This window comes from Streptomyces zingiberis (assembly GCF_012034935.1).
GTDB classification, from domain to species: Bacteria; Actinomycetota; Actinomycetes; order Streptomycetales; family Streptomycetaceae; genus Streptomyces; species Streptomyces zingiberis.
On the sequence record NZ_JAATEN010000001.1, the window covers coordinates 175,913 to 202,030 of the forward strand.

Consider the following 26,118-nt stretch of genomic DNA (forward strand, 5'->3'; position numbering starts at 1 on the left):
GTTTGCGGCGGAGGATTCGCCTAGAGGCCTAGGGCGCACGCTTGGAAAGCGTGTTGGGGGCAACCCCTCACGAGTTCGAATCTCGTATCCTCCGCCAGTGCCTCACCGGGCACGATGTCGAGGGGCCCCACCGTTCGCGGTGGGGCCCCTCGGCGTTGCTGGTCTCAGTTGTCCTGCGTTGTCCTGGTGTTCGTCCACACAGGGCGCGTTCGGGGCTTCCCGGGGTACTCCCGATCTTCCCGTGGGCCGCCTCGGGCGCGTGGCCGGTCTCGCGCCGCGCTGCCTGGCCCGGTGCCCGGCCGGGCGGCGGGCCGGTCCGCACAAGCCGGCACCGTCCTCGTACGCCGCCGCCGGCTCCCCAGCGGGCCGGTCCGGATCCCTGCACCGCCAGGCCGCCGGCCGCGGACGGCGGACGGCGGGCGGCGGACGGCGGACGGGCGGTTCAGGCGGGGAGATCGAGGAGGACCACCGGGTCGGAGGTGGGCTGCGGGGAGCCGCCCGCCGGTTCGACGGTGACGCCCATCGCGGACGCCGTGCCGAGCGCGCCCTCCATCAGGACGGCCCGGCTGGTACGGCCGGCGTCCATCAGCCCGGCCGGGCGCATGGTGTCACCGTCGGCGAACCAGAGCTGGTAGACCTTGCCGTCCGGAAGGGGGGTCATGCCGGTGGCGGTGAAGACGGCCTTGTCGCGGGCGGCGGAGACGACCACCGTCCCGCTCGTCCCGTCCTCGAACCGCGCCGTGCGGGACTTGGCGTCCGGGGCGGCCAGGACCGCCGCGAGCTGGTCCGCCCGCTGCTGCGCCTGGTGCGCGTCCCGGCGGGCGTCCTCCACCTGCGTGTGCTGCCAGGCCGCGGTGGCACCGAGCGCGGCCGTCAGGGCGACGCAGGCGGCCAGCGCCCAGTTCGACAGCAGGCGCCTGAGCACGCGGGCGCGCGCCGGCGCGCGGACCACCGGGGGTTCCTGCCGGACGGTGGCGATACGGCGGATCACCTGCTCCTTGAGGGCGGGCGCGGGCGGCGCGGAGGCGGCCAGACCCAGCCGCGCCGCCGTGGCGGCCAGCTCACGCACCTCCTCGGCGCACGCCTCGCACACGGTCAGGTGCCGCTCGAACCGCGCGCGCTCCTCGGCGTCCAGGGCGTGCAGGGCGTAGGCCCCGGTCAGGGTGTGCAGGTCTGCTGCGGTGCTGGTCATGCACTCACTCCCAGGCAGTCTCGGAGCCGGATGAGACCGTCGCGCAGCCGGGTCTTGACGGTTCCCAGCGGTACGGACAGCTGTGCGGCCACCTCGCGGTAGGTCAAGCCCCGGTAGTAGGCCAGGGTCACCGACTGGTGTTGCAGTTCGGTGAGAGTACGCAGGCACCGGCGTACCTGTTCGCGTTCGAGCCGTGCCTCGACCTGCTCGGTCACCTCGTCGAACTCGGGCATCCGGTCGAGCAGGGCGGCTTTGTGGTCGCGGGCGGCGGAGGCGTCCGCCGAACGCACGCGGTCCACGGCGCGGCGGTGGGCCAGGGTCAGCACCCAGTTGATCACGCTCCCGCGGTCCTCGCGGTAGCGGGGAGCGGTGCGCCACACCTCGACGAGGACCTCCTGGGTGATCTCCTCGGACTGCGCCGGGTCGCGCAGGACGGCCCGGACCACGCCCATGACGGGGGAGGCCACGGCGTCGTAGAGGCTGCTGAAGGCCTCTTCGTCCCCGCGGGCAACCGCTTTCATCAGCTCCTGCAGGTCAGGTTGTGCCGACGGATTCTTCCCGATGTACACGGCTTCCGGCATGTGGTGGGCCCTTCCGCAACAGATGTCGTCCACTGGTGATCCGGAGCGGGGTGGACGACGGTTTGGTGCCTGTTGCCGGTCCGGAGCCGTCCCGACCCTTTCATGGGTCGCGGCAGCTGTGACCTGCGGGGACGAGGCCGTCCGCGGGACGGGAACGCGCCGGCCGGCAACGACCCCACCGGGAGGGCGCGTTCGGGCGGTGGAGAGGACCGGGGGCGGACGGAAGCACCCGAACGGCTCCCGCCCGCCCCCTCCCCCGGACCGGAGGGCCCGGTTCCGATTGCCGTCGCCGGCCCCGGGCCCCCCGGCGGCTCATCCACCGGCGGAGGCCGGCGGGAGCCCGCGTCCATGGATCTCCATGGATCTCCATGGCTGTCCGCGGGTGACCGCCGGCTCAGCCGGTTCAGCTCTTCGGCATCAGGACCGAGTCGATGATGTAGACGTTGGCGTTGGCGGTCTTGACGTTGCCGCAGACCACCTTCGCCTCGTCGTTCACCGTGTAGGACTCGCCGGAGCCGGAGGTGGTGATGTCCCCCTTCTCCAGCGTGGTGAAGGTGCCGTCGCCGAGGTCCTCGGGGGTGAGCTTCTCGCCCGTCACGTGGTAGGTGAGGATCTTGGTGAGCTGCTCCTTGTCGTTGAGCACCTTCTCCAGGTCGGCCTCCGGGATCTTGTCGAAGGCGTCGTTGGTCGGGGCGAAGACCGTGATGTCCTCCGCGCTGTTGAGCGTGTCGACCAGGCCGGCCTTCTTCACCGCGGTGACGAGGGTGGAGAGTTCCGGGTTGTTGGAGGCCGCGGTCGCCACCGGGTCCTTCGCCATGCCGTCGAAGGAGCCCGCGCCGTCCTTCGGCACGGCGGAGCAGGCCGGGCCGAACTCCGCCATGCCCGCCATGTCGTCCGAGCCCTCGGCCTCCTCCGCGGGCGTCTCCTCGGCCTGGGTCTCCTCGGCCGCCGAGGTCCCCTTGGAGGACGAGTCGCCGCCGTCGTCCGACGAGCAGGCGGCCAGGCTCAGCGGCAGCACCGCGGCGGTGGTCACGGCGATCGCGGCACGGCGGAGACGGAGGGTGCGCTGGGACTTCGTGTTCATCGTTGCTCCTCGGAGAAATCGGGAGAAAAGCGCGGCACGGACGCCGCTCGGATGGAGGTGGAGGTTGATCTGAAAGCGGTGGAGGTCGATCGGGGAGGGCTGGTTCGGAGGGGGAGGCTGCTGCGGAGGGCCGCCGCCGGGGCGGCGCGGGTCACTCGACGTTGACCACCACCGAGTGGTGGCCGGTGGCCCCGTCGGGGACGGTCGGGGCACGCCGCGCGGTCTGCGTCCCGCCGGTGCGGTCGGTCGCGCGGACGGTCAGGGTGTGGCTGCCGGGGGCCGCCTTCCAGGGGAAGGACCACTGCCGCCAGGTGTCGACGGTGTGCTCGGCGGCGAGGTCCGCCTCCCGCCAGGGGCCGTCGTCCACCCGCACCTCGACCTTGGCTATGCCGCGGCGCTGGGCCCAGGCGACGCCGGCGACCATCACGGTGCCCGCGGCGGGCCGGGCGAACGGCTTCGGGGTGTCGATCCGGGACTGGGTCTTGACCGGCGCCTCGCGGGCCCAGTCACGCCGGACCCAGTACACGTCGTAGGCGTCGAACGTGGTGAGCTCGATGTCCTCGATCCACTTGCAGGCGGACACGTAGCCGTAGAGGCCGGGCACCACCATGCGCACGGGGAAGCCGTGGTCGAAGGGGAGCGGCTCGCCGTTCATCCCGACGGCGAGCATCGCGTCCCGGCCGTCCATGACGTCCTCGACCGGCGTGCCGATCGTCATGCCGTCGACCGAGCGGGACACGAGCTGGTCGGCCGGGCCGCCCCGGGACGGGGGCCGCACTCCGCAGTCCTCGAGCAGTGCGGCCAGCCGGACGCCGATCCAGCGGGCGTTGCCCACGTAGGGCCCGCCGACCTCGTTGGATACGCAGGTGAGCGTGGTGTCCCGTTCGATCAGCTCGCGGCGGAGAAGATCGTCGAAGCCGAGGGTCAGGGGCCGGCGCACGCCCTGGCCGTGGATGCGCAGCCGCCAGGCCGTGGCGTCGACCCGCGGCACCTTCAGGGCGGTGTCCACCCGGTAGAAGTCGCCACCGGGGGTGAAGAAGGGACTCACACCGGGGACCTTGAGCCGGGCCCCGCGGGGGACGGGCGCGGCCCGGGAGGCCGGCGCGGGCAGGACGACGTCTTGGCGGGAGGCGGCGGCCTCACGGCCACGGGTGGAGCCGAGCACGCGGGCCGTCACCCCGGCGCCGGCCGACGCGGCGGCGGCCGCAGTGGCCGCCAGGACGAAGCCACGGCGGTCCCACTCCCCCTCGGCCCGGGGCGTTCCGGGGCCGGGGAGCGGGGTGCCCGGGTCGGTGGTGCCGGGGGTCTCAGGGGTTCCGGTGGCGCCGGAGGCGGCGGAGGCAGGGGCGGCGGCAGGCGGATGTCCGGGGCCGCGGGCCGGACCGTGGGGTTCGGCGGCACGCGGCTCGGCGGTACGCGGCTCGGCGGTGCCGTCCTCCGTCGTCCCGCCGTCCGCCCGCCGGGCCAGGAGCCGGCCGGCCAGGCCGTACAGCGTCACCGCGCCGGCCACGGCGCCCGCGGCGGACGGCAGGATGTCGGCCCACCCCGCCGCGTCCGGGCGGCCGAGCGCCGCCACCCCGCCGACGGCGCCGAACAGCAGGACCCCGCCCGCCGCCACCCGGCGGTGACGGAGCGCCAGGGCGCCGAGGACCGCCGCCGCCACGGCGATCACGGTCACCATGCCGATCTGCAGGACCAGTTTGTCGTCGGTGCCGAACTGACGGATCGCCCAGTCCTTCACCGCGGCGGGCGTACCGTCGATCGCCGACGAGCCGACGGCCACGAGCGGACCGGTCTGGGACCGCGCCGCGGCCACCAGTTCGGCGGCGGACAGCGCCGCGCCGCCGGCGAGCAGCCCGCTGAGCGCGGCCAGTGCCCGCCGCGGCCGGCCGCCGCCGTGTCCGGAACCCTCTCGATCTCGTCTCACGTGGGGAATCCGGAGCGGCGGTGCGGAGCGGATTGGTGCGATCTCCGGGAAAAACCGCAGGACGAAAGGTGCCTCCGGGACCAATCCGCGGAGGCCCCGGCTACGGATCACCCGGGTCGCGTCACCCCGTCACCAGGCCGCTCACGCGCGGGGCACCGGCGGTCCGGCCGGCCCCGGGCGCCCCTCAGGCCCGGTAGGTGCGCAGCCAGCGGGCACGGTGGCGGGCGTCGCCCTGCCCCGTGCCGTTCAGGCCGACGAGACGCTGCAGCGAGGTGCCGCCGTTCCACAGGCCGAGGTGGTCGCGGTGGACCGCGAGGATCCCGTGGCGCACGGCGAAGGCCTCAGAGGGACCGCTGAAACGGGTGGTGGTGACGAACACGGCCAGGTCGGCACCGAAGTGCACCTGCGCGCCGAGCAGATCCCGGACCTCACGGCTGGCGATGGCGCCCCGGCCGGGGGCGTACCGCTTGCACTGGATCACCATGGTCCGCCCGTCGGGGAGCCGGCCGAGGACGTCCGCGCCGTTGTCCCCGCTGCCGCCCACGCGCCGGACCTCCGTGCAGCCGTCCCGGCGGCAGAGCGCCGCGACCAGCTCCTCGAACTCGCCTCCGGACATCCGGTCGATCTCCGTGAGCGTCCGGTGGCCGGCCCGGATCGCGTCCTCCTCACGCCACCGGCGGTCGCCGCGGCGCGCCGACCGGTCGGTGCGCCACAGCCACCATCCGCCGGCGCCGACGGCCCCGAGCACGAGGGCGAGCAGGAGATAGGGCCAGACCTCCGACCAGTACGCCACCAGCGGGACGAGTGCCGACGCGCCGGACCACAGCGCCGCGTCCCGGCGTCGCACGCGCGCCGGCCGCTGCCGCCACCGCTGTTGCCGCCCTTGTGCCTTCCGCTGCCGCCGCCGGGCGGGTGAACCGTGCCCGCGTCGTCCGGCCATGCCGATGCCCCTTCTCCCGCGCTCCTCCGCGCACTCCCGTGTTCCGCCGTGCCGCGTCGCGTTCCGCCGTGCTCCGGGCCGGGACGCCCCGTCGCAATCTCCGCCCCGCGTCCGCCGCGCCGCCCGCGCGCGGGCCGTCGTCCGTGGGAGGTGCAGTCTGGGAGGCGGGTGCCCCGGAGCGGAAGGGTGCCCGCGGGGGCCGGCCGAAATCCGGCCAGTGGTCCATTACCGAACGGTCATACGACCGTCGGCGGGCAAGCCCTCCTCGGAGAAGGACCGTTCACCGGTGCCGGAAGCGAGCCGCGTCCCGGCCCGCCCGCACACTCCGCCCCGGCGCGGGTAGCCGGTCCGCCATGGGCGACATCCTTGTGGGCACCTGCTCCTGGACGGACCGGGCGCTGCTCGCCGCGGGCTGGTACCCACCGGGCCGGCGGGACGCGGAAGGGCGGCTCCGCCACTACGCCGAGCAGTTCCCGGTGGTCGAGGTCGACGCCTCGTACTACGCGCTGCCGAGCCGCCGGAACAGCGCGCTGTGGGCCGAGCGCACCCCACCCGGCTTCCGCTTCGACGTCAAGGCGTTCTCCCTGCTGACGGGGCATCCGACACGGTCCGGCGCGCTCCCCGCCGAACTGCGTCCGGCGCTGCCCCGGCAGCGCGGGCACGGCCCGGCGGACGCGGACCCGGCGCTGCTGGACGAGGTCTGGCGGCGGTTCGCCGAGGCGCTGGAGCCGTTGCGCGCGGCGGACCGGCTGGGCAGCGTGCTGTTCCAGTTCCCGCCGTGGTTCGCGCCGGGTCCGCACGCGGAGACGGCGCTCCGCGCCTGCGCCGAACGGACCGCGGGCTGGCCGGTCTCGGTGGAGTTCCGTCATCCGGACTGGTGGCAGGAGGAGCGGTACGGCGCCACGGCGGCCCTGCTCGGCGAGCTGGACCTGACGGCGGTGGCGGTGGACACGGCCCAGGGGCTCCCCGGCTCCCTCCGGCCGGTCACCCCGGTGACCACGCGGCGGCTGGGCGTGGTCCGCTTCCACGGCCGCAGCCGGGAATGGCGGACCGGGGGCAAGGAGGACCGCTTCCGGCACCGTTACACGGAGGACGAACTGACGGCGTGGCTACCGGGGGTGCGACGCATGGCCGAGCGGACCGATCTGCTCCACGTGCTGTTCAACACCTGCTGCGGCGACGCCGCCGTGACGGCCGCGGCGTCGATGCGGGACCTCCTCGGCCTGCCGGCCGGGGTCCGGCGACGGACCGGGAACGGCGTCGAGGGGGCGATGGATCCGCGCGGCGGCGGCAGGGGCTGACCGGCCCGGCGTGACGCGCGGGCGGCTGTTCCGGGGTCCGGCGGAAACGGCCGGTTGTGCACCGGCGCGGCGGTCTGCCGAGCGGCGCGCCACCGCGCTTCCGCGCCCCGAGCCGCGGGTCCGGCCGGGCCCGCCCGGTGGTGCCGGGTACGCGGGGTCCACCGGGTGCACAGGGTCCGCCGGGTGCACAGGGTCCGACGCGTCCCCCGCCTGCGCCGAGTACGCCGCCGGCACGGCGTGCCCGCCGGTCCTTGGCGTTCAAGCGGCTTCCGCGCGCCCCTCGCCGCTTCCGGTCCGCCCCTCGCCGGTCCCGGTCCGCCCCTCGCCGGTCCCGGTCCGCCCCTCGCCGGTCCCGGCCTGCCGGTCGCCGGTTCCGGTTCCGGTTCCGGTTCCGGTCCGCCGGCTTCCCGCCTCTCGCGGCTCCGCGCGGTGGCCTCGCCGCCCACCGCCCCGGCCGCCCGGCCGGCCCGCGCCACGGCCACCGGCCACCCGGTCCCCGTCCTCCGTCGCGCCCCGTGCCCCGGGCCTCCGCTCCGCCCGGTCCCCTTCCCTCCGCCCCGCCGCCGTTCCCCGGTCCTCTCGTTCCGCCCGGGCCACGTGCTCCTTGACGGCCAGAAAGCTGTCGGGCGTGACGGAGATCGAGTCGATACCCGCGGCCACCAGGAAACGGGCGAAGTCCGGGTCGTCGCTGGGCCGCTGGCCGCAGAGCCCCGCCTTCCGCCCCTTACGGTGGGCCACCTCGATCAGATGCTCGATCGAACGGGTGACGGACGGGTCACGCTCGTCGAACTCCTGTGCCAGCAGCTCCGAGTCGCGGTCGATGCCGAGGGTGAGCTGGGTGAGGTCGTTGCTTCCGACCGAGAAGCCGTCGAAGCGGTCGGCGAACTCCTCCGCCAGCACGATGTTGGAGGGGATCTCCGCCATCACGTAGACCTCCAGTCCACCGCGGCTGCCGTCCCCCCGCTCGCCCCCGGCCCGTGGGCCGCCGCGCCCGTCGCCGCCGTTGCGCCCCCCGCTCCCGCGGGCGAGCCCGTGCTCCGCCAGGGTGGCCAGGACCCGGTCGGCCTCGTCCAGGGTGCGGCAGAAGGGGATCATGACGACGGTGTTGGTCAGCCCCATCTCCTCGCGCACCCGGCGCACCGCGCGGCATTCGAGCGCGAAGCCCTCCCGGTAGCCGTCGCTGTCGTAGCGGGAGGCGCCGCGCCAGCCCAGCATCGGGTTCTCCTCGCCGGGTTCGAAGGGCCCGCCACCGATCAGCTTGGCGTACTCGTTGGTCTTGAAGTCGCTCATCCGGACGATCACCGGCTTCGGCCACCAGGCGGCGGCGATGCGGGCGATGCCGTACGCGAGCCGGTCCACGAAGTAACGGGTCTTGTCCGGGTAGCCGCGGGTGAGTTCCTCGATCCGCTCCCGGGCCTCGCGGTGCTCGGGAGCGTCCGCCAGCGCCTCGGGATGGATCAGGGCCAGCGGGTGAATCTTGATGTGGTTGTTGACGACGAACTCCATCCGGGCGAGCCCCACCCCGTCCGCCGGCAACCGCCACCAGCGGAAGGCGGCCGACGGGTTGGCGAGGTTGAGCATCACCCGGGTGCGCGTCCGTTCGATGCGGTCGAGGGCGATCTCGCGCTCCTCGTAGTCCACGGCGCCCGCGTAGACCCGGCCCTCCTCCCCCTCCGCGCAGGAGACCGTCACCTCCTGCCCGTCGTGGAGCCCGGCGGTGGCGCCGCCCGTGCCGACGACGGCCGGGAGGCCCAGCTCGCGGCTGACGATGGCGGCGTGCGAGGTGCGTCCGCCGCGGTCGGTCACGATGGCCGCCGCGCGCTTCATGATCGGCTCCCAGTCGGGGTCGGTCGCGCCGGTGACCAGCACCGACCCGTCCTCGAACGCGGCGATATCCCGGGCGCTGCGCAGCCGGCAGACCCGTCCGGTGGCGACGGCGTCACCGACGGCGAGCCCGGTGACCAGCGGCCGGCCCTCGCCGGTGAGCCGGTACGAGCGCAGGGTCGCGGCCTCCTTGCTCTTGCGGGCCTGCACGGTCTCGGGGCGGGCCTGGACGACGGACAGCTCGCCCGTGCGGCCGTCCTTGGCCCACTCCAGGTCCATCGGGCAGCCGTAGTGCTCCTCCACGGCCACCGCCCACTCGGCCAGGGTCAGGATCTCGTCCTCGGTGAGCACACAGGAGGACCGTTCCGCCGCCGAGGTCGCCACCTCCTCGGTCGGATCCCCGCCCGGGCCGCCCCCGCCGTCCGCATAGACGATCTTGCTCTGTTTGCCGCCGGCCGTCCGGGAGATCACCGGCCTGCACCCGGCCCGGCCCAGCAGCGGCTTGAAGACCAGGTACTCGTCGGGGTCCACCCGCCCCGAGACCACCGATTCGCCGAGCCCGTAGGCGGCGTTGACCAGGACGACGCGGGGAAAGCCGCTGTCGGTGTCGAGGGTGAACATCACCCCGGCGCCGGCCAGGTCGGAGCGGACCATCTCCTGGACCCCCACCGAGAGCGCCACCCGGAGATGGTCGAAACCGTGTTCCTCCCGGTAGTTGATCGCCCGGTCGGTGAAGAGCGAGGCGTAGCAGCGGCGGCAGGCATCCAGCAGCCGCTCCTCACCGGTGATGCCCAGGAAGGTCTCCTGCTGGCCCGCGAAGCTGGCCTCGGGCAGGTCCTCGGCGGTGGCGCTGGAGCGGACGGCGACGTCGGGGTCCGTCCGTCCGAGCCGGGCGGCGAGCTGCCGGTAGGCCGCCGTCACCTCCTCCGCGAGCCCTTGCGGCAGTGCGGTGGCGAGGATCAGCTCCCGGATCTCGCGTCCGGTCTCCGCCAGGGGCGCGCCGGCGTGGAGGGCGTCGATCCGCTCCCGGACGGCGTCCCGCAGCCCGCCGGTGCCCAGGAACTCCTCGTAGGCCGCCGCGGTGGTGGCGAAGCCGATGGGCACCCGCACCCCGCGGGCGGTGAGGTTCGCGGTCATCTCGCCGAGGGACGCGTTCTTGCCTCCGACGACGGGGACGTCGGAGGAGGTGAGGTCCTCGAACCGGAGCACCCTCGGCCGGGTGGTGCGATCCGTCCGGCCGGCGCGTCCGGCCCGGTCGCCTTCCTGAAGGCCCATGGCGCCCGGGTAGCCCGGCAGGGTGGGGCGAAACCGGCGCAGATTCTCCGAAAATCCCGAATCGCTCCGAATCTTCTCCAAAACCTCCGAAAGCCGCCGTCCCGGACGGACGCGCCCGGCTCGCCCGCCGGAGCGGGCTCCACCAGGCTGGACGGCGGAGAACTCCGCACAGCCGTTTCCCGCACCACGCACCAGCACCAGCACCACGCACCCGGGAGGGCACATGGGCCGCCTGGACGGCAGGACCGCCATCGTCACGGGCGGCGCACGGGGCATCGGCGCCGCCGTCGCCCGGCTGTTCACCGCCGAGGGCGCCGCCGTCCTCGTCGCCGACCTTCTGCGGGAGGAGGGGGAGGCGCTCGCCGGCGAACTGGGCGCCGCCGCCCGCTTCCATCCACTGGACATCACCGGCGAGGACGACTGGTCCGCCGCCGTCGCCGCGGCCGAGGAGGCCTTCGGCCCCGTCTCGGTGCTGGTCAACAATGCCGGGATCGTCGAGTTCGCCACCATCGAGGAGCAGCCGCCGGAGCGCTTCCGCCGGGTGGTGGAGGTCAACCTCTACGGCGCGTGGCTCGGCCTGCGCGCCACCCTGCCCTCCCTGCGCCGGGCGGGCGGCGGCGCGGTCGTCAACGTCTCGTCGACGGCCGGGCTCATGGGCTACGCCAACCTCGCCGCCTACAGCGCGAGCAAGTGGGGCCTGCGCGGGCTGACGAAGGCCGCGGCCCTGGAGCTGGCCCCGGACCGGGTACGGGTCTGCTCCGTCCACCCCGGCCCCATCGCCACCCCGATGACCAGCGGTTTCGAAGAATCCACCATGACCGGCTCGCAGCCGGTGCCACGCTTCGGGCAGCCGGAGGAGGTGGCGCGGATGATCCTTTTCGTCGCGGCGGACGCCACCTACTCCACCGGTTCGGAGTTCGTCGTGGACGGCGGCGCGACCACGGGCTCGCTGCTGGTGGCCGGGGGACCGGACAAGTAACCCCCGGGCCGCCCGCGCCGGGCGGGGAACGGCGCCGGGCCGGGAACCCCGCCGGGCCCTCCCAACACGAGAGATGAGGACTCCGGGAAAGCCGGGGACGGAAACCGGGAACACCACGCGCATCGCGACTCCGACGGGCAGGCCACCATGACCGCAGCAGCACCGTCGCAGGACGTGCTCACCACCGACCTCTACGAGGCCACCATGTGCCTCGCCTACCTCCGCGAGGGCATGACCGGCGAGGCCACGTTCAGCCTCTTCGTCCGCCGCGTCCCGCCCGGGCGCGGCTTCCTGGTGGCCGCCGGCCTGGAGTCCGCCCTGGACCACCTGGCGCGCCTGCGGGTCGGCCCCGCCGAGGTGGCCGCGTTCGCCGCGGTCATGAACCGTCCGCCGGAGGAGCTGGCCGTGCTGGACGGCCTGGAGTTCCGCGGCGAGGTCCGCGCCGTGCCCGAGGGCCGCGTGGTGCTGGCCGGGGAACCGCTGCTGGAGGTCACGGCCCCGCTGCCGCAGGCGCAGCTCGCGGAGACGATCCTGCTCAACCAGGTCAGCCACCGGACCGCGGTGGCGGCCAAGGCGGCGCGCTGCGTCCTCGCGGCGCGGGGCCGCCCGGTCGTCGACTTCGCGCTGCGCCGCACCCACGGCACGGAGGCCGGGCACGCGATGGCGCGGATCGGCGCGCTCACCGGTTTCGCCGGCACCAGCGACGTCGCCGCGGCGCACCACCTCGGCCTGCCGGCCATCGGCACCATGGCGCACTCCTACATCGAGGCGTACGAGGACGAGGAGACGGCCTTCCGCGCCTTCGCCCGCGCCCACCCCGGCCCGGTCACCCTGCTGGCCGACACCTACGACACGGAGGAGGGCGTCCGGACCGCCGCCCGGGTCCTGCGCGACCTGGGCCTCGGGCCCGGCTGCGCCGTCCGGCTCGACAGCGGCGACCTCGGCGAGCTGGCCAGGCGCTCCCGGCGCATCCTCGACGAGGCGGGGCTGCCCGAGGTGGAGATCACCGTCAGCGGCGGACTGGACGAGTACGCGATCGACCGGCTGGTGCGCTCGGGCGCGCCGATCGACACCTTCGCGGTCGGCACCAAGGCGGGCGTCGCGGCCGACGCCCCGTATCTGGACTCCGCCTACAAGCTGGTCGCCTACGAGGGCCGCCCGGTGATGAAGCTGTCCCACGCCAAGGTCACCCGGCCGGCGCCCAAGCAGGTCTTCCGCCGCCCCGGCCTGCGGGACACCCTCGCCCTCCGGGACGAACCGGTGCCGCCCGGGGCGGAACCGCTGCTGGAGACGGTGATGAGGGACGGACGGCGCACCGGGCCGAAGCCCTCACTCGCCGCCGCGCGGCGCCGCTTCGAGGCGGACCTGGCCCAACTCCCGGAGGCGGCGCGCCGGATCGACGATCCGGAACCACCGGAGGCGCAGATCTCCGGTCCGCTCAGCCGCCTCACCGACGAGGTCCGCGGCCGTCTCGAACGGCGGATGGCGGCCCTGAGGGAGCGCTGAGAGACCCCACCCGCCGGTCCCACGCGCCGGTCCCACGCGCCGGTCCCACGCGCCGGTCCCACGCGCCGGTCCCACGCGCCGCCCCGGGCGGGCCGCCGGTCACGGTCGCGCGCCGGAGAATTCCAGGTCATCGCGTCCCGCCCGTTCCCAAACAGGCCCTGCTCTCGTTAGGTTCCCTCTCACACCCACCGTCCGCATCACGGAGCTGTGCCACCGGATGCCGGACGGTCGTCGTGCTGCCGACCGCCCCCCATCGGCACCGCCCACTGCCGGAAGGAACGTCCGTGGATGCACGCCACTCCCGCCGGGCGATAGCGGCTCTGGCCGCCACCGCCCTGGCCACCCCGCTGCTGCTGGCGGCGGCCTCCCCCGCCGCGGCCAAGCCCGACCCGGGCCGCAAGGCGCAGGTCCTCGCCAAGAAGCTGGTCACCCAGTCCTCGGCCAAGAGCGCCCACAGCCACCTCAAGCGCTTCCAGGCCATCGCCGACGCGAACGACGGCCACCGCGCCGCGGGCTCCCCGGGGTACGACGCCTCCGCCGCGTACGTGTACCAGCTCCTGAAGAAGGCCGGTTACCAGGTCTCCTACAACACCTTCGACTTCGTCTACACGGAGACCCTCGCCGAGAAGCTCTCCGTGCTCTCCCCGAACGCGCGGGACGTCGAGGTCGCGGCCATGACGTACACCACGAGCACCCCCGAGGGGGGCATCGAGGCCGCCGTCGCCGCCGTCCCGGTGGACGCGGACGGGACCACCGGCTGCACCTCCGGTGACTACGCCGGGCAGGACTTCACCGGGAAGATCGCGCTGATCCAGCGCGGCGGCTGCACCTTCGGCGAGAAGCAGGCGGCCGCGGCCGACGCGGGCGCCGAAGCCGCGATCATCTACAACAACACCGACGGCGCCCTCAACGGGACGCTCGGCGACGCGGCCGTCGGCCGCATCCCCACCGGTGGCATCACCCAGCAGGCGGGCGAGGCGCTCGCCGCCGAGGTGGCGCAGGGCGAGGTACGGGTCGCTTACGAGATCCGCGCCCTGCAGGAGGACCGCACCACCAGCAACGTCATCGCGGAGACCAAGGGAGGGAAGGCCGCCGACACGGTGATGCTCGGCGCCCACCTCGACTCCGTCGCCGAGGGGCCCGGCATCAACGACAACGGCTCCGGCTCGGCCGGCCTGCTGGAAGTCGCCCTGAAGCTGGCCAAGACCAACGAGAAGCCCGCCAACAAGGTCCGCTTCGCCTGGTGGTCGGCGGAGGAACTGGGACTCCAGGGCTCCGAACGCTACGTCGCCGGCCTCACCGACGCCCAGCGCGAGCAGATCCGGCTGTACCTCAACTTCGACATGATCGCCTCACCCAACTACGGCCTCTTCGTCTACGACGGCGACGACTCCGACGGGGTGGGCGCCGGTCCCGGCCCCGAGGGCTCCGCCCAGCTGGAGCGCCAGATCACCGACTTCCTCGACAAGCGCGGCATCCCGCACGCGGGCACCGACTTCACCGGCCGCTCCGACTACGGCCCGTTCATCGAGGTCGGCATCCCCTCCGGCGGCACGTTCACCGGCGCGGAGGGCATCAAGACGGAGAAGCAGGCCGAGATGTTCGGCGGCGAGGCCGGGGTCGCCTACGACCCGTGCTACCACCAGGCGTGCGACGACCTCTCGAACATCGACATGAAGGCGTTCGACGTCAACATCGACATCATCGCCAACGCCGTGGGCACCTACGCGCACGACCTGAGCCCTCTCACCCGCACGGTGGAGACCGTCCCCACCGACGGTGACGCGGGCAGCGGCGGCGGTCTGCACGACGGGCACGCGGACCACCGCCCCACCGAGTGACACCACCGGGCGGCGTCACCGGGTGACCCCGGCGGCGCCGGCGCTTCCCGGGCCGCGGGCGCCGGATCACACTCCGGCGCCCGCGGCGCGCCCCCGCCTCTCCACAGCCCCTTTGCATCACCCCTTTGCACCGCCGCTTCTCCACGGACCCTTCTCCACGGCCCCCTCGCCACCGTCCGCGAGACGCCGCGCCCCGTCCCGGGCCCGCGCCGTGGACCGCCCGCCCGCCCGCAGCCCCGGGAGCCGAATCGGCCGGGCCGTCCGGGACCGCGAGGCTGCGCCCGCACCACCCGGCCCGGTAGGCTTTCCGTGTGATCTTCAAGCGCATCGGAAACGGGCGGCCGTACCCGGACCACGGCCGGGACAGCACCCGCCAGTGGGCGGACGTCGCACCCCGGCCGGTCCGCCTCGACCAGCTGGTGACGACCAAGGGACAGCTCGACCTGGAGACCCTCCTCGCCGAGGACTCCACGTTCTACGGCGATCTCTTCGCCCACGTCGTGAAGTGGCAGGGCGACCTCTACCTGGAGGACGGGCTGCACCGCGCGGTCCGCGCCGCGCTCCAGCAGCGGCAGGTGCTCCACGCCCGGGTGCTGGAACTCGACTGAACAGGCGGCCCGTGAGCCGCGGGAGCGGCTGCACCGTTCGGGTTGCGCGGTCCGCCACTCGTTGATCCTTTAGTAGGCAGAAATGACCACCCGCACTACGCTGCGCCCATGAGCATGCTCACACCTCCCGGCATGGGCGGGAAATACCGCGTCACGGGCACCACGTTCCCGCGGATGCGCAGGCCACGGCATCGCCGGGCGGTCCTCGCGGCCGTCGGCGCCACCGCGGCGGTTTCCCTCGTCGGGTGGGGGACGGTGCAGGCCGTGGACATCTTCACGGGCGGCGGCGGACCGGCGGCCCGGGCGGCCGTCGGCGACAAGAACTGCACCGCGCGGCAGGCCACAGCGTCTCCGGCGTCTCCGGCGCCCGTGGCCCTGCCCGAACCGGGCGAGATCACGGTCAACGTCTACAACGCCACGACCGAGAGCGGCCTGGCCAAGAAGACGGCGAAGGCGCTGGAGAAGCGCGGCTTCACCATCGGCGAGATCGACAACGCGCCCGCCGAGTACGACAAGAAGGTCAAGGACACCGCGCTGCTGCTGAGCGGCCCCGGCGCGGGCAAGGCCCCCGAGGTGCTCGGCGCCCATGTCACCGACGCCCGGACCGAACAGGCCCGGGACGGCGACCGGGACAGCGGGGACGGCGGCGGCGACGGCGCGAAGAAGCAGCCGGCCGAGGGGAACGCCAAGGGCGACAAGAGCGGAACCCCGGATGAGACCGGGGACGCCGGGGACGCCGGGAAGGCCAAGGGCTCCAAGGCGGAGATCGACTTCATCATCGGCGAGGCGTTCACCGGGCTGGCGCCCGAGAGCAAGGCCACGAAGACCGTCGCCGCCCTGGCCGAGCCCTCGCCCCGTCCGTCCTCCCGCTGCTGACCCGCACGCGCGCACCGGCGGCCGCCCCCTCGCGGCGCCGTGGAGCCCGCCGCCCCGGGCCGGGGCGGCGGGCTCCACGGGCACCGGCCGGAGGTCAGCCCTCGGCGATGCCGTACATACGGTCGCCCGCGTCACCCAGCCCGGGGACGATGTAGCCGTTCTCGTTGAGCCGCTCGTCCACCGCGGCCGTCACGACCGTCACCGGGGCCCCGTCGAGTTCCCGCTCCATCAGCTCCACGCCCTCCGGCGCGGCCAGCAGGCAGAGCGCGGTGACGTCGTCCGCGCCGCGCGAGATCAGCTCGCCGATGGCGGCGATCAGCGTGCCACCGGTCGCGAGCATCGGGTCCAGAACGTAGACCTGACGGCCCGAGAGGTCGTCGGGCATCCGGGTGGCGTAGGTGGAGGCGCGCAACGTCTCCTCGTCACGGACCATGCCCAGGAAGCCCACCTCTGCGGTGGGGAGCAGCCGAACCATGCCCTCCAGCATCCCGAGGCCGGCCCGCAGGATCGGCACGACCAGCGGCCGCGGGTGGGAGAGGCGGACCCCGCTCGTGGTGGTGACCGGGGTCTCGATGCCGACCTGTTCGGTGCGCACGTCGCGCGTGGCCTCGTAGGCGAGCAGGGTCACCAGTTCGTCGGCGAGCCGCCGGAAGGTGGGGGAATCGGTGCGCTTGTCGCGCAGTGTGGTGAGTTTGTGCGCCACCAGCGGGTGGTCGACGACGTGGATCCGCATGACGACGACACTAACCGACCCCGTCCGGGTGCCCGGCCGGGCACCGTTCCCGGCGCCCGCCCGGGGGGTTCCGCGCGGGCGCGAGTGCCCGTCCGCCCCTGCCCGTTCGCATCTTTCGGCCCGTCCGGGGAAGGTGGGAGGGATCTCCCCGGGTCCGGTCCCGGGGGCGGCGTCGCCGCAGGGGCGGTGCCGGGATCGGTGTGAATGGGGATGGTTTCTGCCATGGCGGACCGTGACCGCGACACCAAGGAGGCGGACCGGGCGGCGCCGGAGGGCGGCGTCACGGCCCGGCGCCGGCGGCGCGCCCAGTTCCTGCGCGAATTGCACGAGGCCAGGGAACTGCGCGACCGGGTGCAGCCACGACGCGCCCGGGCCGCCCGGATGCGCCAGCAGATGAGGATGCGCACCTTCCGCTGGTAGCGGGGTGCGAGGGCCCCCCGGCACGGACCGGCGGGGCCCCTCACCCCCGCACCGTCCTGCCGTTTCCGTTCATTCATCGCCGGGCTCCGAACGGGTTCGATCAGGCTCGATAAGGGTCCGATCAAAGGACTGGCGCACGACGCACAGTCGAAGACCTCTCACAATGGCGCTCTTTCTGCCACGATTCCGAGTGGACGGGACAGCGGGCACGGACCGCGGGCCCGTCCGTCCCGGCACACGCCTATGACCAGTGGGAGAGTCACGGTGTACTTCGCCGCACTGCTCGCGCGCACCGAAGACGGGTGGGAAGCGAGCGACACAGAGCTCGACGACGTGGAGTCCCTGGCCGATCTGATGGATCTGGCCCGTGGGGCATCGACCGACGACGACACGGTGATCGCCTACATCGAACAGGAGGACGCCTGGTTCGGCCTCCTGCGGGTGGACGGTGAGGAGGACCCGCGCATCTTCGTCTCCGACGCGGCGGCCGCCGCACGCAGCTCGTACGGCGAGATCCTCCTCACCGACGAACTGCTCGGCAGGGACCCGGACGACCTCGACGACCTCGTCGATCTCGACGGCACGGAGGACGGCGAACCGGACGGGGACTTCGGCGCGGACACGCCCGGCGCCGACGGCGACACCGTGCCCCCGGGCCCGATCGGGGACACCCTGGTCCTGGATGACCTGGGGATGGCCGAGAAGGAACTGCTGGCCCTGGAAGGCGACGCGCTGGGCGCCATCGCCGACGCGCTGGGATGCGTGGACGTCCTGGAGGCGGTCCGCTGACCGGAGGGGCGCCCGGCCCCGGGCACGGCCGGACCCGCGCCTGACCGACACTGTCCCCATGGACGCCCGCTCCCCCCGAGAGCCCACCGGCCGGGACACCACCCCCGGCCCCGGGGCCCCGCTCCGGGGCCACACCCCGGGCGGCGCCCGGCCCGCCGCCCCCGGTCCCGGCTCCGGCTCCGGCTCCGGCTCCGCTGAACAGGACCCCGCCGCCGGGGACACCACCACCGGGGCACCCGCCACCGAGGACACCGCCGCCCGGGCCGGCCGGCCCGGGCGCGACGCGGCGCCCGCCGGCGCCTCCGAACCCGTGCCCGAACCCGCGCCCGATCCCGCGCCCGATCCGGTGCGCGACCGCTGGCGGGAACCCATGCGGCTGGCCCTCTCCGAAGCCGTCCGCGCGCCCCGCACGGGGGACGTACCGGTGGGCGCCGTCGTGCTCGGTCCCGACGGCGCCGTCCTCGGACGGGGACGCAACGAGCGCGAGGCCGTGGGCGACCCGACGGCGCACGCGGAGGTCCTCGCGCTCCGCGAGGCGGCGCGCGCCCGCGGGGAGTGGCGGCTGACCGGCTGCACCCTGGTGGTGACCCTCGAACCCTGCACGATGTGCGCGGGCGCGGCGGTCCTCGCCCGCGTCGACCGGATCGTCATCGGGGCGGCCGACGCCAAGGCCGGTGCCGCCGGCTCGCTGTGGGACGTCGTCCGCGACCGCCGGCTCAACCACCGGCCGGAGGTGATCCACGGTGTGCTCGCCGAGGAGTGCGCCGCGCCGCTGACCCGCTTCTTCCGCTCGGGCCGGCGCCCCGGCCCCCGGACCTGACACCCCCGAGGCACCGGGGGCGCGGCACCGGGGGCGGGGGCCCGGGGGCGGGGGCCCGGGGGCGCGGCCCGGGGGCGCCCCGCCCCTCCGGGGCACAGGGCTCCCGGGAGGCCTCCGGGAACCGGATTTCGGTCAGCGGCGCCCCTCCGCTAAGCTCTCTCTCGGTAGCGTGTCCGAGCGGCCGAAGGAGCTCGCCTCGAAAGCGAGTGTGGGGCAACCCACCGAGGGTTCAAATCCCTCCGCTACCGCAGGTGGAAGGGGCGCCCGGTCCGGTGGACCGGGCGCCCTTTCGGTTTCCGTCTCCGTTTCCGTCTCGGTCGACCGGTACGAGCACCCCGGCAGCCCCTGGCGTCGCCGTCGCCGGGCCGCCGCGCGAGTCGCGGAGAACCGGAGAAGATCGTCAACGCGCCGGGGCCGTGCGGCCGTCCGGGCGTTAGACTCACCCGACTGCTCAGGAGGCAGGGCGCTCGGCACCGGAGCAGGAAGGGCTCGGCATGGCACAGGCGAAGAAGATCGGGATGTACCTGGCCGTCGTCTTCGTGCTGTACACGATCATCACCTCGCCGGACCGGGCCGGAGAACTCGTCCAGATCGGCTTCAACGGCATATCGAGCGCCGCCCACGGCGTCGGCGACTTCATGTACCAGCTCGTCAACTGAGCCATCACCCCCGTCCGCCCGGCGCGGCGCAGCGCCGCACGGCCGACCGCACCGCGAGGAGCCACCCGTGATCCGCCACCTGGTCCTCCTGAAGCTCGACGAGGGCGTCCGCCGCGACGAGCCGCGTGTCACCGCCGGAGCCGAGGCGTTCCGCCGGCTCGGCGACGAGGTGCCCGGGCTGGAGTTCTGGGAATGCGCCTGGAACATCTCCGAGCGGCCCATCGCCTACGACTTCGCCATCAACTCCGCCGTGGCGGACAGCGACGCCCTGCGGCGCTACCTGGAGCACCCGGCGCATCAGGCCGCCGTGGCGCAGTGGCGGGAATTCGCCACCTGGGTGATCGCCGACTACGAGTTCTGAGCCCGGCGCGGGCCGGCACGCCGGCCTCGGAGTGGCCGCGAACGCCTCGCGCCGCGGGGCCGGGCCGCGGCCCGGCCGGGCGCCCCTCGCGTCCCCTGCCCCGCGGGAGGCGGGGCGCGCCGCCTGACGGCCGCTGACGCCGGTGCCCCGCGCCCCTTCCGTCCCGCGGCGCCCATCACCCTGCCCGGACCGGCCAGGGGCACCCCCTCCACCGGGCCCGTAGGGCCCCGCCGTCTCGCCCACCGCCACCGGATCGCCCCCGGCTCCCCCACGGGCCGGCGGGGCACACAGAACCCGGGCGGCGCGCGGAACACGCGCGGGAGTCCCGGCACGGACCGTCACCGGGGACCGCTCTCCTGGCTCAACTTGCCGCAGACACGGCATTATCGGGTACTTGCGCATGGTGCACATGTGTTGTGATGCTATGACCGATTTTGCCGGTTGCTGACTCGGCAGTCTCGACGACTTCGGCGACCCCTGCCGCCCTGACCGGCCTGACGGTCCGGGCGGCCGGGGCAGCCCACGACCGTCAGGAATGCGCCATGACGGTCACGGCCGCCCTGCCCCCGGTGCCCGCCGTGACCGTCCTGGCTGCCCTGACGACGCCGCCACCCTTGACCGCTCCGACGTCCCCGACGTCCCCGATGCCCTTGATCGACCCGACACCCGGGGCGCCCCGGCACCCCGGCCCCCTGACGCCCTGACGCCCTGCCGACCTGACGCCTGATTGACTCCGCGAACTCCGAGAAGGGGTGGCATGACCGCTTCGGCACGCACAGCGCCCGCGACACCCTTCCGGAGCGCCACCGCCCGGTCCCGTGAGAGCCGCGGCGCGGACACCCGCGCCCTCACGCAGGTCCTCTTCCAGAAGCTCTCCGCGCTGACCCCGGGCACTGCCGAGCACGCCCGGGTCCGCGCGGCGCTCATCGAGGCGAACCTGCCGCTGGTGCGCTACGCGGCGGCCCGCTTCCGCAGCCGCAACGAGCCGATGGAGGACGTCGTCCAGGTCGGCACCATCGGCCTGATCAACGCCATCGACCGGTTCGACCCCGACCGCGGGGTCCAGTTCCCCACCTTCGCCATGCCGACCGTCGTCGGCGAGATCAAACGCTACTTCCGGGACAACGTCCGCACCGTCCATGTGCCACGCCGGCTGCACGAGCTGTGGGTGCAGGTGAACGGCGCCACCGAGGACCTGACGGTGCTGCACGGGCGCTCCCCCACCACCGCCGAGATCGCCGAGCGGCTGCGCATCCCGGAGGAGGACGTGCTCGCCTGCATCGAGGCCGGCCGGTCCTACCACGCGACCTCCCTGGAGGCCGCGCAGGAGGGCGACGGCCTGCCGGGGCTGGTGGACCGCCTCGGCTACGAGGACCCGGCGCTCGCCGGTGTCGAGCACCGCGATCTGGTGCGTCACCTGCTGGTCCAGCTCCCCGAGCGGGAGCAGCGCATCCTGATGCTCCGCTACTACAACAACCTGACGCAGTCGCAGATCAGCGCGGAGCTGGGGGTCAGTCAGATGCATGTCTCCCGGCTGCTGTCACGGAGCTTCGCCCGCCTCCGGTCCGCCAACAGAATCGAGGCGTAACCGGGACGAGTGGCGATTCCTGCGCAGATAAATCGACTTGGCACTACAGCGCGTTGCCGACATGTGACATTCTGCAGGAAGTGTGTTTGCCGCAGCGTCGTGTCCGGTATTCAGGTGGAGGTTGGCTCTCCTCTTCGGGGAGGATGCCGCTGCGACTCGTCCGCAACCCAAAGGGGGTGGCATGTCCGTAGAACTGGGCAGCTCGAAGGTGCTCTCCACTGACGCACCGCATGTGTTTGACGACGACACTGCCGCCATCGACACCCGCACCCTCTCCCGCTCCCTGTTCCTGCGGCTCGGCCTCCTCGACCAGGACAGCCCCGAACGCACGTACGTCCGGGACACCCTCATCGAGCTGAACCTCCCCCTCGTCCGGTACGCGGCGGCCCGCTTCCGCAGCCGCAACGAGCCGATGGAGGACATCATCCAGGTCGGCACCATCGGCCTGATCAAGGCGATCGACCGGTTCGACCCGGACCGCGGCGTGGAGTTCCCGACCTTCGCGATGCCCACGGTCGTGGGTGAGATCAAGCGCTTCTTCCGGGACACCAGCTGGTCGGTCCGCGTCCCGCGCCGCCTCCAGGAGCTGCGCCTCGCCCTCACCAAGGCGAGCGACGAGCTCTCGCAGCAGCTCGACCGCTCCCCCACGGTCCCGGAGCTCGCCGGCTCCCTCGGCGTCTCGGAGGAGGACGTCGTCGACGGCCTGGCGGTGGGCAACGCCTACACGGCCAGCTCGCTGGACTCCCCGGCCGCCGAGGAGGACGGCACCGAGGGTTCCCTCGCCGACCGGCTGGGCTACGAGGACACCGCCCTGGAGGGGGTGGAGTACCGGGAGTCGCTCAAGCCGCTGCTGGCCAAACTGCCGCCCCGTGAGCGGCAGATCATCATGCTCCGCTTCTTCGCCAACATGACGCAGTCACAGATCGGCGAAGAGGTCGGCATCTCCCAGATGCATGTCTCCCGGCTGCTCACCCGCACCCTGGCGCAGCTCCGCGAGGGCCTGGTCGCCGAGGAGTGAGCCCCGCGCCGGCCCCGTGGGCCGGCGGTACGGCGAGCGAGAACGGCCGCCGCGGCGTTTCGGAACGCCGCGGCGGCCGTTCGCCGTGATGCCGGGGGAGCAGGAGCGGGTCAGGTCCGGTCAGGTCTCAGGAGGGAGACCGGCCGGGTGAAGCAGGGCGAGCGGGACCCGGCTCCCGCCGGCACGGCCTCAGGGGCGCGCGGCCGCGGCGGCCACCCGGAAGGCGGCCCGGCGGGCGGCGAGCCGAACCGGTCAGCCGAGGGCCAGCCAGGCGACCCCGGCGACGATCGCCAGGGCGGCGATCACACCGATGATCAGACCGAGCCGCGGGCCGGAGGAGGCCGGGGCGGGCCGGCGGGCGGGGGTGCCCTCGTCGACGAAGGCACGGAACATCTGGGTGCTGCCCGCGGGGTCCTGCTGGGGCGCGGGGCCGTGAGGGTTGTTCGTCATGTGCGGACCCTAGCGAACCCCGGGAGCCGTCCCAACCCCAGGGGCGCGCCCCTGGCGGCCGCGGCGCGCCCACGACCGGCCGGCCCCGCGCGCTCCCCGGGGAGGCCCCTGCCCCGGCCGCCCCGCATCGGCCACTCCACGCCCATGACCGGTCACGTTCCGTCCCCTCCGGCGCCACCGGGGGTTCATTTGCCTTCAGCAACCAACAGGTTTACCGTTGCTTCGAGCAACTATTTGGAGGGTGTGCGGTGGCCGAACCGAGCCGGTACGAGGAGCTGGTCCGCGGACTCGGCGTGATCGGCGTGGTGAAACGCAGCCTCACCCGCGCCCTCCCGCGCGACGCCCAGCCGGGCCCGACGGCCGTCCTCGCCCTCCTCGACCACCACGGCGAGCTGCGGATGAGCGAACTCGCCGACCTGCTCGGCGTCGGCATCTCCGTCGCCAGCCGCCATGTCGCCCACGCGGCCGAGCGCGGCTGGGTCGTGCGCGCCCCCGATCCGCTCGACGGCCGGTCCCAGCTGCTCAGCCTGAGCCCCGCGGGCGGCGAACTCCTCCGCGAGGTCTCGGCGCACTGCGGGCGGCTCCTCGCCGAGGCGCTGCACGACTGGCCCGACGAGGATCTCGACCGTCTCGGCGAGCTGCTGGACCGGCTGCGCACCGGCTTCGACGGGTGCCGGTCCCGGGACCGGCCGTCACCGGGGCGGGCCGCCACCGTCCGTACCACCCCGTCCCCGTGAGGGACCTCAGGAACCAGAAAAGGAACCGCATGGCCACCACTCCGTCCGCCGGTGTGCGGCCGGCCGCCGACACCGGCCCGGCCGGCGACCGGCCGCCGATGACCCACCGGCAGATCATGGAGGCGCTCTCCGGGCTGCTGCTCGGGATGTTCGTCGCCATCCTCTCGTCGACGATCGTCTCCAACGCGCTGCCCCGGATCATCTCCGACCTCGGGGGCGGGCAGAGCGCCTACACCTGGGTCGTCACCGCGTCCCTGCTCACCATGACGGCGTCCACTCCGCTGTGGGGCAAGCTCGCCGACCTGACGAGCAAGAAGACGCTGATCCAGATCGCCCTGGTCGTCTTCGTCCTCGCGTCCGCGGGCGCGGGCCTGTCGCAGAACCCGGGCACGCTGATCGCGTTCCGCGCGGTGCAGGGCCTGGGCATGGGCGGGATGGCCGCGCTCACCCAGATCGTGATCGGGGCGATGATCCCGCCCCGCGAACGCGGGCGGTACAGCGGCTACCTCGGGGCGACGTTCGCCGTCGCCACCGTCGGCGGCCCGCTCGTCGGGGGCGTCATCACGGACACCTCGTGGCTCGGCTGGCGCTGGTGCTTCTACGTCGGGGTGCCGTTCGCCGTCGCCGCGCTGGTGGTGCTCCGCAGGACGCTCAACCTGCCGGTGGTCAAGCGTGAGGTCAAGGTCGACTGGACGGGCGCGTTCCTCATCGCCGCCGCCGTCTCCCTGCTGCTGATCTGGGTGACCCTGGCCGGCACCAATTACGACTGGATGTCCTGGCAGACCGCCGTGATGGTGGGCGGATCGATCCTGCTGGGGCTGGCCTTCGTCGCCGTGGAGGCCCGGGCGGCCGAGCCGATCATCCCGCTGCGGCTGTTCCGCAACCGGACGATCACCATGACCTCGCTCGCCAGCCTCTTCGTCGGTGTGGCGATGTTCGGCGCCACCGTCTTCCTCAGCCAGTACTTCCAGCTCGCCCGGGGCGAGTCGCCGACGATGTCCGGGGTGCTGACCATCCCGCTGATCGCGGGGCTCTTCCTCTCCTCGACCGCGTCGGGTCTTCTGATCACCCGGACCGGGCGCTGGAAGCGCTGGCTGGTGTCCGGAGCCGTCCTCCTCACGACCGGCCTCGCCCTGCTGGGCGCGCTGCGGCACGACACCCCGTACTGGCGGACCGCCGCCTTCATGGGCCTGGTGGGCCTCGGGGTCGGCATGATGATGCAGAACCTGGTGCTGGCCGCGCAGAACCAGGTGGAGACGGAGGACCTCGGCGCCGCCAGCTCCGTCGTCACCTTCTTCCGCTCGCTCGGCGGCGCCGTCGGCGTCTCGGTGCTCGGCGCGGTCCTGGCCCACCGGGTCACCGACCACCTCCGCGAGGGCCTGGCGGCCATCGGCGTCCAGCCCGGCCAGGTGGGTGACGGCGGTATCCCCAAGCTGGAGACGCTGCCCCCGCCCGTCCGCGCCGTCGTGGAGTCCGCCTACGGGCACGGCATCGGGGACATCTACCTCTGGGCCGCGCCGATGGCGCTGGTGGCGCTGGTCTTCACGCTGCTGATCAAGGAAGTCCCGCTGAAGACCACCGGCGGCCTGTCCGTCGTCACCGGCGGCCCCGGACAGGGGCCGGAGGACGGGGCGCAGGCGACCACGCCCGGCACGTCCGCTGCCCCGGCCGGTGTTTCCGCGGCCACCACCGGGACGGGACGGCGCGCGGAACAGCCGGCGGCCCCCGAGCCACCCCTCGCCGGCACCGCCGGCCACCGGCCCCGGGAGACGACGCGGGCGGACGAGCCCCGGAGCTGATCCCTCCGGCCACGGAGGCCGGGTACGGAGGCCGGGTACGGAGGCCGGGTACGGAGGCCGGGCGGCACCCTGCGCAGGGTGCCGCCCGGCGCCGTATCCGCACCCCGGGACGGACTCCCCACCTCCCGGCGGCCTCCCGGCAGGCGGCAGGCGGCAGTGGGCACACGGCAGTGGGCACACGGCAGTGGGCACACGGCCTGTGCGGACGGCTGGATACCGCTCCCGCCGTTCAGCCGCGCGGTGGTTCGCGGCGCAGCGCCACCAGCCCGAGAAGGGCGACGACGGCGGTGGCCGCGGCCGCCACCGGCTCGTTCCACGGCTCCAGGAGCAGACCCCAGGGGTACGGATCCTGGGGCGTCCTCAGCCCCGCCGCCACGGTGACGAACAGCCACCCCGCCGTGGCGGACGCGGCGACGGTCCCCCCGAACCGGGCCCGCACCAGCAGCGCGAACCCCACCAGGAAAAGGGTGTTCCGCCCGGCGGCGGTCGCGGTGGGCATGTCGAGCCGCAGATGGAACAGGGCCCCCGTCAGCAGCACAACGCCCGTGGCCGCCAGCACCAGTCCGCGGTCGGCCCGGACGACCGGGCGCACCCCGGTCAGCTCGGCGTGGCCGAGCCTGCGGTCCAGGCTGAGCAGCAAGGCCAGACAGACGAGGAGCGGGAGGAAGTTCATCAGCTTCATCCCCGCACTCCCGAAGATGGTCACCGAGGGCACGTACACGACCTGCTCCCGCACCACCAGCAGCAGACCTGTGTAGGCCACCACCCCGATCAGGACGATCCACGGTCGGCGGACCATGACCCACGGGC

The 26,118-nt window shown here is 74.0% G+C and carries 23 protein-coding genes, 2 tRNA genes and 1 pseudogene; 17 read left to right on the forward strand and 9 right to left on the reverse strand.

Annotation, left to right across the window (positions count from 1 at the left end; all coding sequences use genetic code 11):
• The first annotated feature begins 9 nt into the window (after positions 1–9).
• Positions 10–97 (forward strand) — tRNA-Ser (locus tag HCK00_RS00785).
• A gap of 345 nt (positions 98–442) precedes the next feature.
• Here the strand turns inward: HCK00_RS00785 and HCK00_RS00790 are convergent.
• From HCK00_RS00790 to HCK00_RS00810, 5 genes are all read right to left on the reverse strand, one after another.
• A complete protein-coding gene (locus HCK00_RS00790) occupies positions 443–1,192 on the reverse strand; it encodes an anti-sigma factor (RefSeq protein ID WP_168099754.1) in 750 nt (249 codons plus the stop codon).
• Positions 1,189–1,773, reverse strand: coding sequence for a sigma-70 family RNA polymerase sigma factor (locus tag HCK00_RS00795; protein WP_168099755.1), 585 nt, complete (start codon positions 1,771–1,773; stop codon positions 1,189–1,191). Before HCK00_RS00795 ends, HCK00_RS00790 begins: the two co-directional genes overlap by 4 nt.
• 403 nt (positions 1,774–2,176) lie before the next feature.
• Positions 2,177–2,857 carry a fasciclin domain-containing protein gene (locus HCK00_RS00800; RefSeq protein WP_168099756.1) on the reverse strand — a complete coding sequence of 227 codons (681 nt, stop codon included), beginning with the start codon at positions 2,855–2,857 and terminating at the stop codon, positions 2,177–2,179.
• Positions 2,858–3,008: 151 nt separating this feature from the next.
• The gene (locus HCK00_RS00805) at positions 3,009–4,538 is read right to left on the reverse strand and encodes a molybdopterin-dependent oxidoreductase (RefSeq protein WP_375781900.1); all 1,530 of its coding nucleotides are present in this window, start codon (positions 4,536–4,538) and stop codon (positions 3,009–3,011) included.
• Positions 4,539–4,968: 430 nt separating this feature from the next.
• Positions 4,969–5,724 (reverse strand): restriction endonuclease, encoded by a 756-nt coding sequence (locus HCK00_RS00810; protein ID WP_168099757.1) that lies wholly within the window; start codon positions 5,722–5,724, stop codon positions 4,969–4,971.
• A gap of 353 nt (positions 5,725–6,077) precedes the next feature.
• Between HCK00_RS00810 and HCK00_RS00815 the strand changes: the two genes are divergently transcribed.
• Complete coding sequence (locus HCK00_RS00815) at positions 6,078–7,025, forward strand: DUF72 domain-containing protein (RefSeq protein WP_168099758.1); 948 nt, start codon at positions 6,078–6,080, stop codon at positions 7,023–7,025.
• 258 nt (positions 7,026–7,283) lie between these two features.
• On the opposite strand, the gene ppsA is transcribed toward HCK00_RS00815, so the two are convergent.
• A complete protein-coding gene (gene ppsA / locus HCK00_RS00820) occupies positions 7,284–10,124 on the reverse strand; it encodes a phosphoenolpyruvate synthase (protein ID WP_206319746.1) in 2,841 nt (946 codons plus the stop codon).
• A 223-nt stretch (positions 10,125–10,347) separates the two neighbouring features.
• On the opposite strand from ppsA, the gene HCK00_RS00825 reads away from it, so the two are divergent.
• The 5 genes from HCK00_RS00825 (at position 10,348) to HCK00_RS00845 (ending at position 15,934) form a co-directional block, all read left to right on the forward strand.
• Positions 10,348–11,103 (forward strand): glucose 1-dehydrogenase, encoded by a 756-nt coding sequence (locus HCK00_RS00825; RefSeq protein WP_168099759.1) that lies wholly within the window; start codon positions 10,348–10,350, stop codon positions 11,101–11,103.
• A 147-nt stretch (positions 11,104–11,250) separates the two neighbouring features.
• Positions 11,251–12,609 (forward strand): nicotinate phosphoribosyltransferase, encoded by a 1,359-nt coding sequence (locus tag HCK00_RS00830; RefSeq protein ID WP_168099760.1) that lies wholly within the window; start codon positions 11,251–11,253, stop codon positions 12,607–12,609.
• A 311-nt stretch (positions 12,610–12,920) separates the two neighbouring features.
• Positions 12,921–14,450: a M28 family metallopeptidase gene (locus HCK00_RS00835; protein WP_168099999.1), complete on the forward strand. Its 1,530-nt coding sequence runs from the start codon at positions 12,921–12,923 to the stop codon at positions 14,448–14,450.
• A 311-nt stretch (positions 14,451–14,761) separates the two neighbouring features.
• Positions 14,762–15,058 carry a type II toxin-antitoxin system VapB family antitoxin gene (locus HCK00_RS00840; protein WP_071268372.1) on the forward strand — a complete coding sequence of 99 codons (297 nt, stop codon included), beginning with the start codon at positions 14,762–14,764 and terminating at the stop codon, positions 15,056–15,058.
• 108 nt (positions 15,059–15,166) lie between these two features.
• On the forward strand, positions 15,167–15,934 hold the full coding sequence (locus HCK00_RS00845) for a LytR C-terminal domain-containing protein (RefSeq protein WP_206319747.1): 768 nt from the start codon (positions 15,167–15,169) through the stop codon (positions 15,932–15,934).
• A 94-nt stretch (positions 15,935–16,028) separates the two neighbouring features.
• Here the strand turns inward: HCK00_RS00845 and upp are convergent, their stop codons facing one another.
• Positions 16,029–16,667: a uracil phosphoribosyltransferase gene (gene upp, locus HCK00_RS00850; protein WP_168099761.1), complete on the reverse strand. Its 639-nt coding sequence runs from the start codon at positions 16,665–16,667 to the stop codon at positions 16,029–16,031.
• A 222-nt stretch (positions 16,668–16,889) separates the two neighbouring features.
• On the opposite strand from upp, the gene HCK00_RS00855 reads away from it, so the two are divergent.
• From HCK00_RS00855 to HCK00_RS00890, 8 genes are all read left to right on the forward strand, one after another.
• The gene (locus HCK00_RS00855) at positions 16,890–17,087 is read left to right on the forward strand and encodes a hypothetical protein (RefSeq protein WP_168099762.1); all 198 of its coding nucleotides are present in this window, start codon (positions 16,890–16,892) and stop codon (positions 17,085–17,087) included.
• Between the two features lie 243 nt (positions 17,088–17,330).
• Positions 17,331–17,876, forward strand: a complete 546-nt coding sequence (locus tag HCK00_RS00860; RefSeq protein WP_206319748.1) for a tRNA adenosine deaminase-associated protein — start codon at positions 17,331–17,333, stop codon at positions 17,874–17,876.
• Between the two features lie 310 nt (positions 17,877–18,186).
• Positions 18,187–18,696: a tRNA adenosine(34) deaminase TadA gene (gene tadA / locus HCK00_RS00865; RefSeq protein ID WP_168100002.1), complete on the forward strand. Its 510-nt coding sequence runs from the start codon at positions 18,187–18,189 to the stop codon at positions 18,694–18,696.
• A 163-nt stretch (positions 18,697–18,859) separates the two neighbouring features.
• Positions 18,860–18,944 (forward strand) — tRNA-Ser (locus tag HCK00_RS00870).
• A gap of 246 nt (positions 18,945–19,190) precedes the next feature.
• A complete protein-coding gene (locus HCK00_RS00875; RefSeq protein ID WP_168099763.1) occupies positions 19,191–19,355 on the forward strand; it encodes a hypothetical protein in 165 nt (54 codons plus the stop codon).
• Between the two features lie 67 nt (positions 19,356–19,422).
• Entirely contained in the window at positions 19,423–19,716 is a 294-nt protein-coding gene (locus HCK00_RS00880; protein WP_168099764.1) for a Dabb family protein, read from the forward strand.
• A 757-nt stretch (positions 19,717–20,473) separates the two neighbouring features.
• Complete coding sequence (locus HCK00_RS00885) at positions 20,474–21,304, forward strand: RNA polymerase sigma factor SigF (protein ID WP_168099765.1); 831 nt, start codon at positions 20,474–20,476, stop codon at positions 21,302–21,304.
• A 181-nt stretch (positions 21,305–21,485) separates the two neighbouring features.
• Positions 21,486–22,322: an RNA polymerase sigma factor SigF gene (locus HCK00_RS00890; protein ID WP_168099766.1), complete on the forward strand. Its 837-nt coding sequence runs from the start codon at positions 21,486–21,488 to the stop codon at positions 22,320–22,322.
• Between the two features lie 252 nt (positions 22,323–22,574).
• Here HCK00_RS00890 and HCK00_RS00895 read toward each other — a convergent pair whose 3' ends face one another.
• Positions 22,575–22,772 carry a hypothetical protein gene (locus HCK00_RS00895; RefSeq protein WP_168099767.1) on the reverse strand — a complete coding sequence of 66 codons (198 nt, stop codon included), beginning with the start codon at positions 22,770–22,772 and terminating at the stop codon, positions 22,575–22,577.
• A 248-nt stretch (positions 22,773–23,020) separates the two neighbouring features.
• Between HCK00_RS00895 and HCK00_RS00900 the strand changes: the two genes are divergently transcribed.
• Both HCK00_RS00900 and HCK00_RS00905 read left to right on the forward strand, forming a co-directional pair.
• Complete coding sequence (locus HCK00_RS00900; protein WP_168099768.1) at positions 23,021–23,509, forward strand: MarR family winged helix-turn-helix transcriptional regulator; 489 nt, start codon at positions 23,021–23,023, stop codon at positions 23,507–23,509.
• 98 nt (positions 23,510–23,607) lie between these two features.
• Positions 23,608–25,272, forward strand: a pseudogene (locus HCK00_RS00905) (MFS transporter); the annotation flags it as partial.
• A 265-nt stretch (positions 25,273–25,537) separates the two neighbouring features.
• Here HCK00_RS00905 and HCK00_RS00910 read toward each other — a convergent pair.
• Positions 25,538–26,107: a hypothetical protein gene (locus HCK00_RS00910; RefSeq protein ID WP_168099769.1), complete on the reverse strand. Its 570-nt coding sequence runs from the start codon at positions 26,105–26,107 to the stop codon at positions 25,538–25,540.
• Positions 26,108–26,118: the final 11 nt, after the last annotated feature.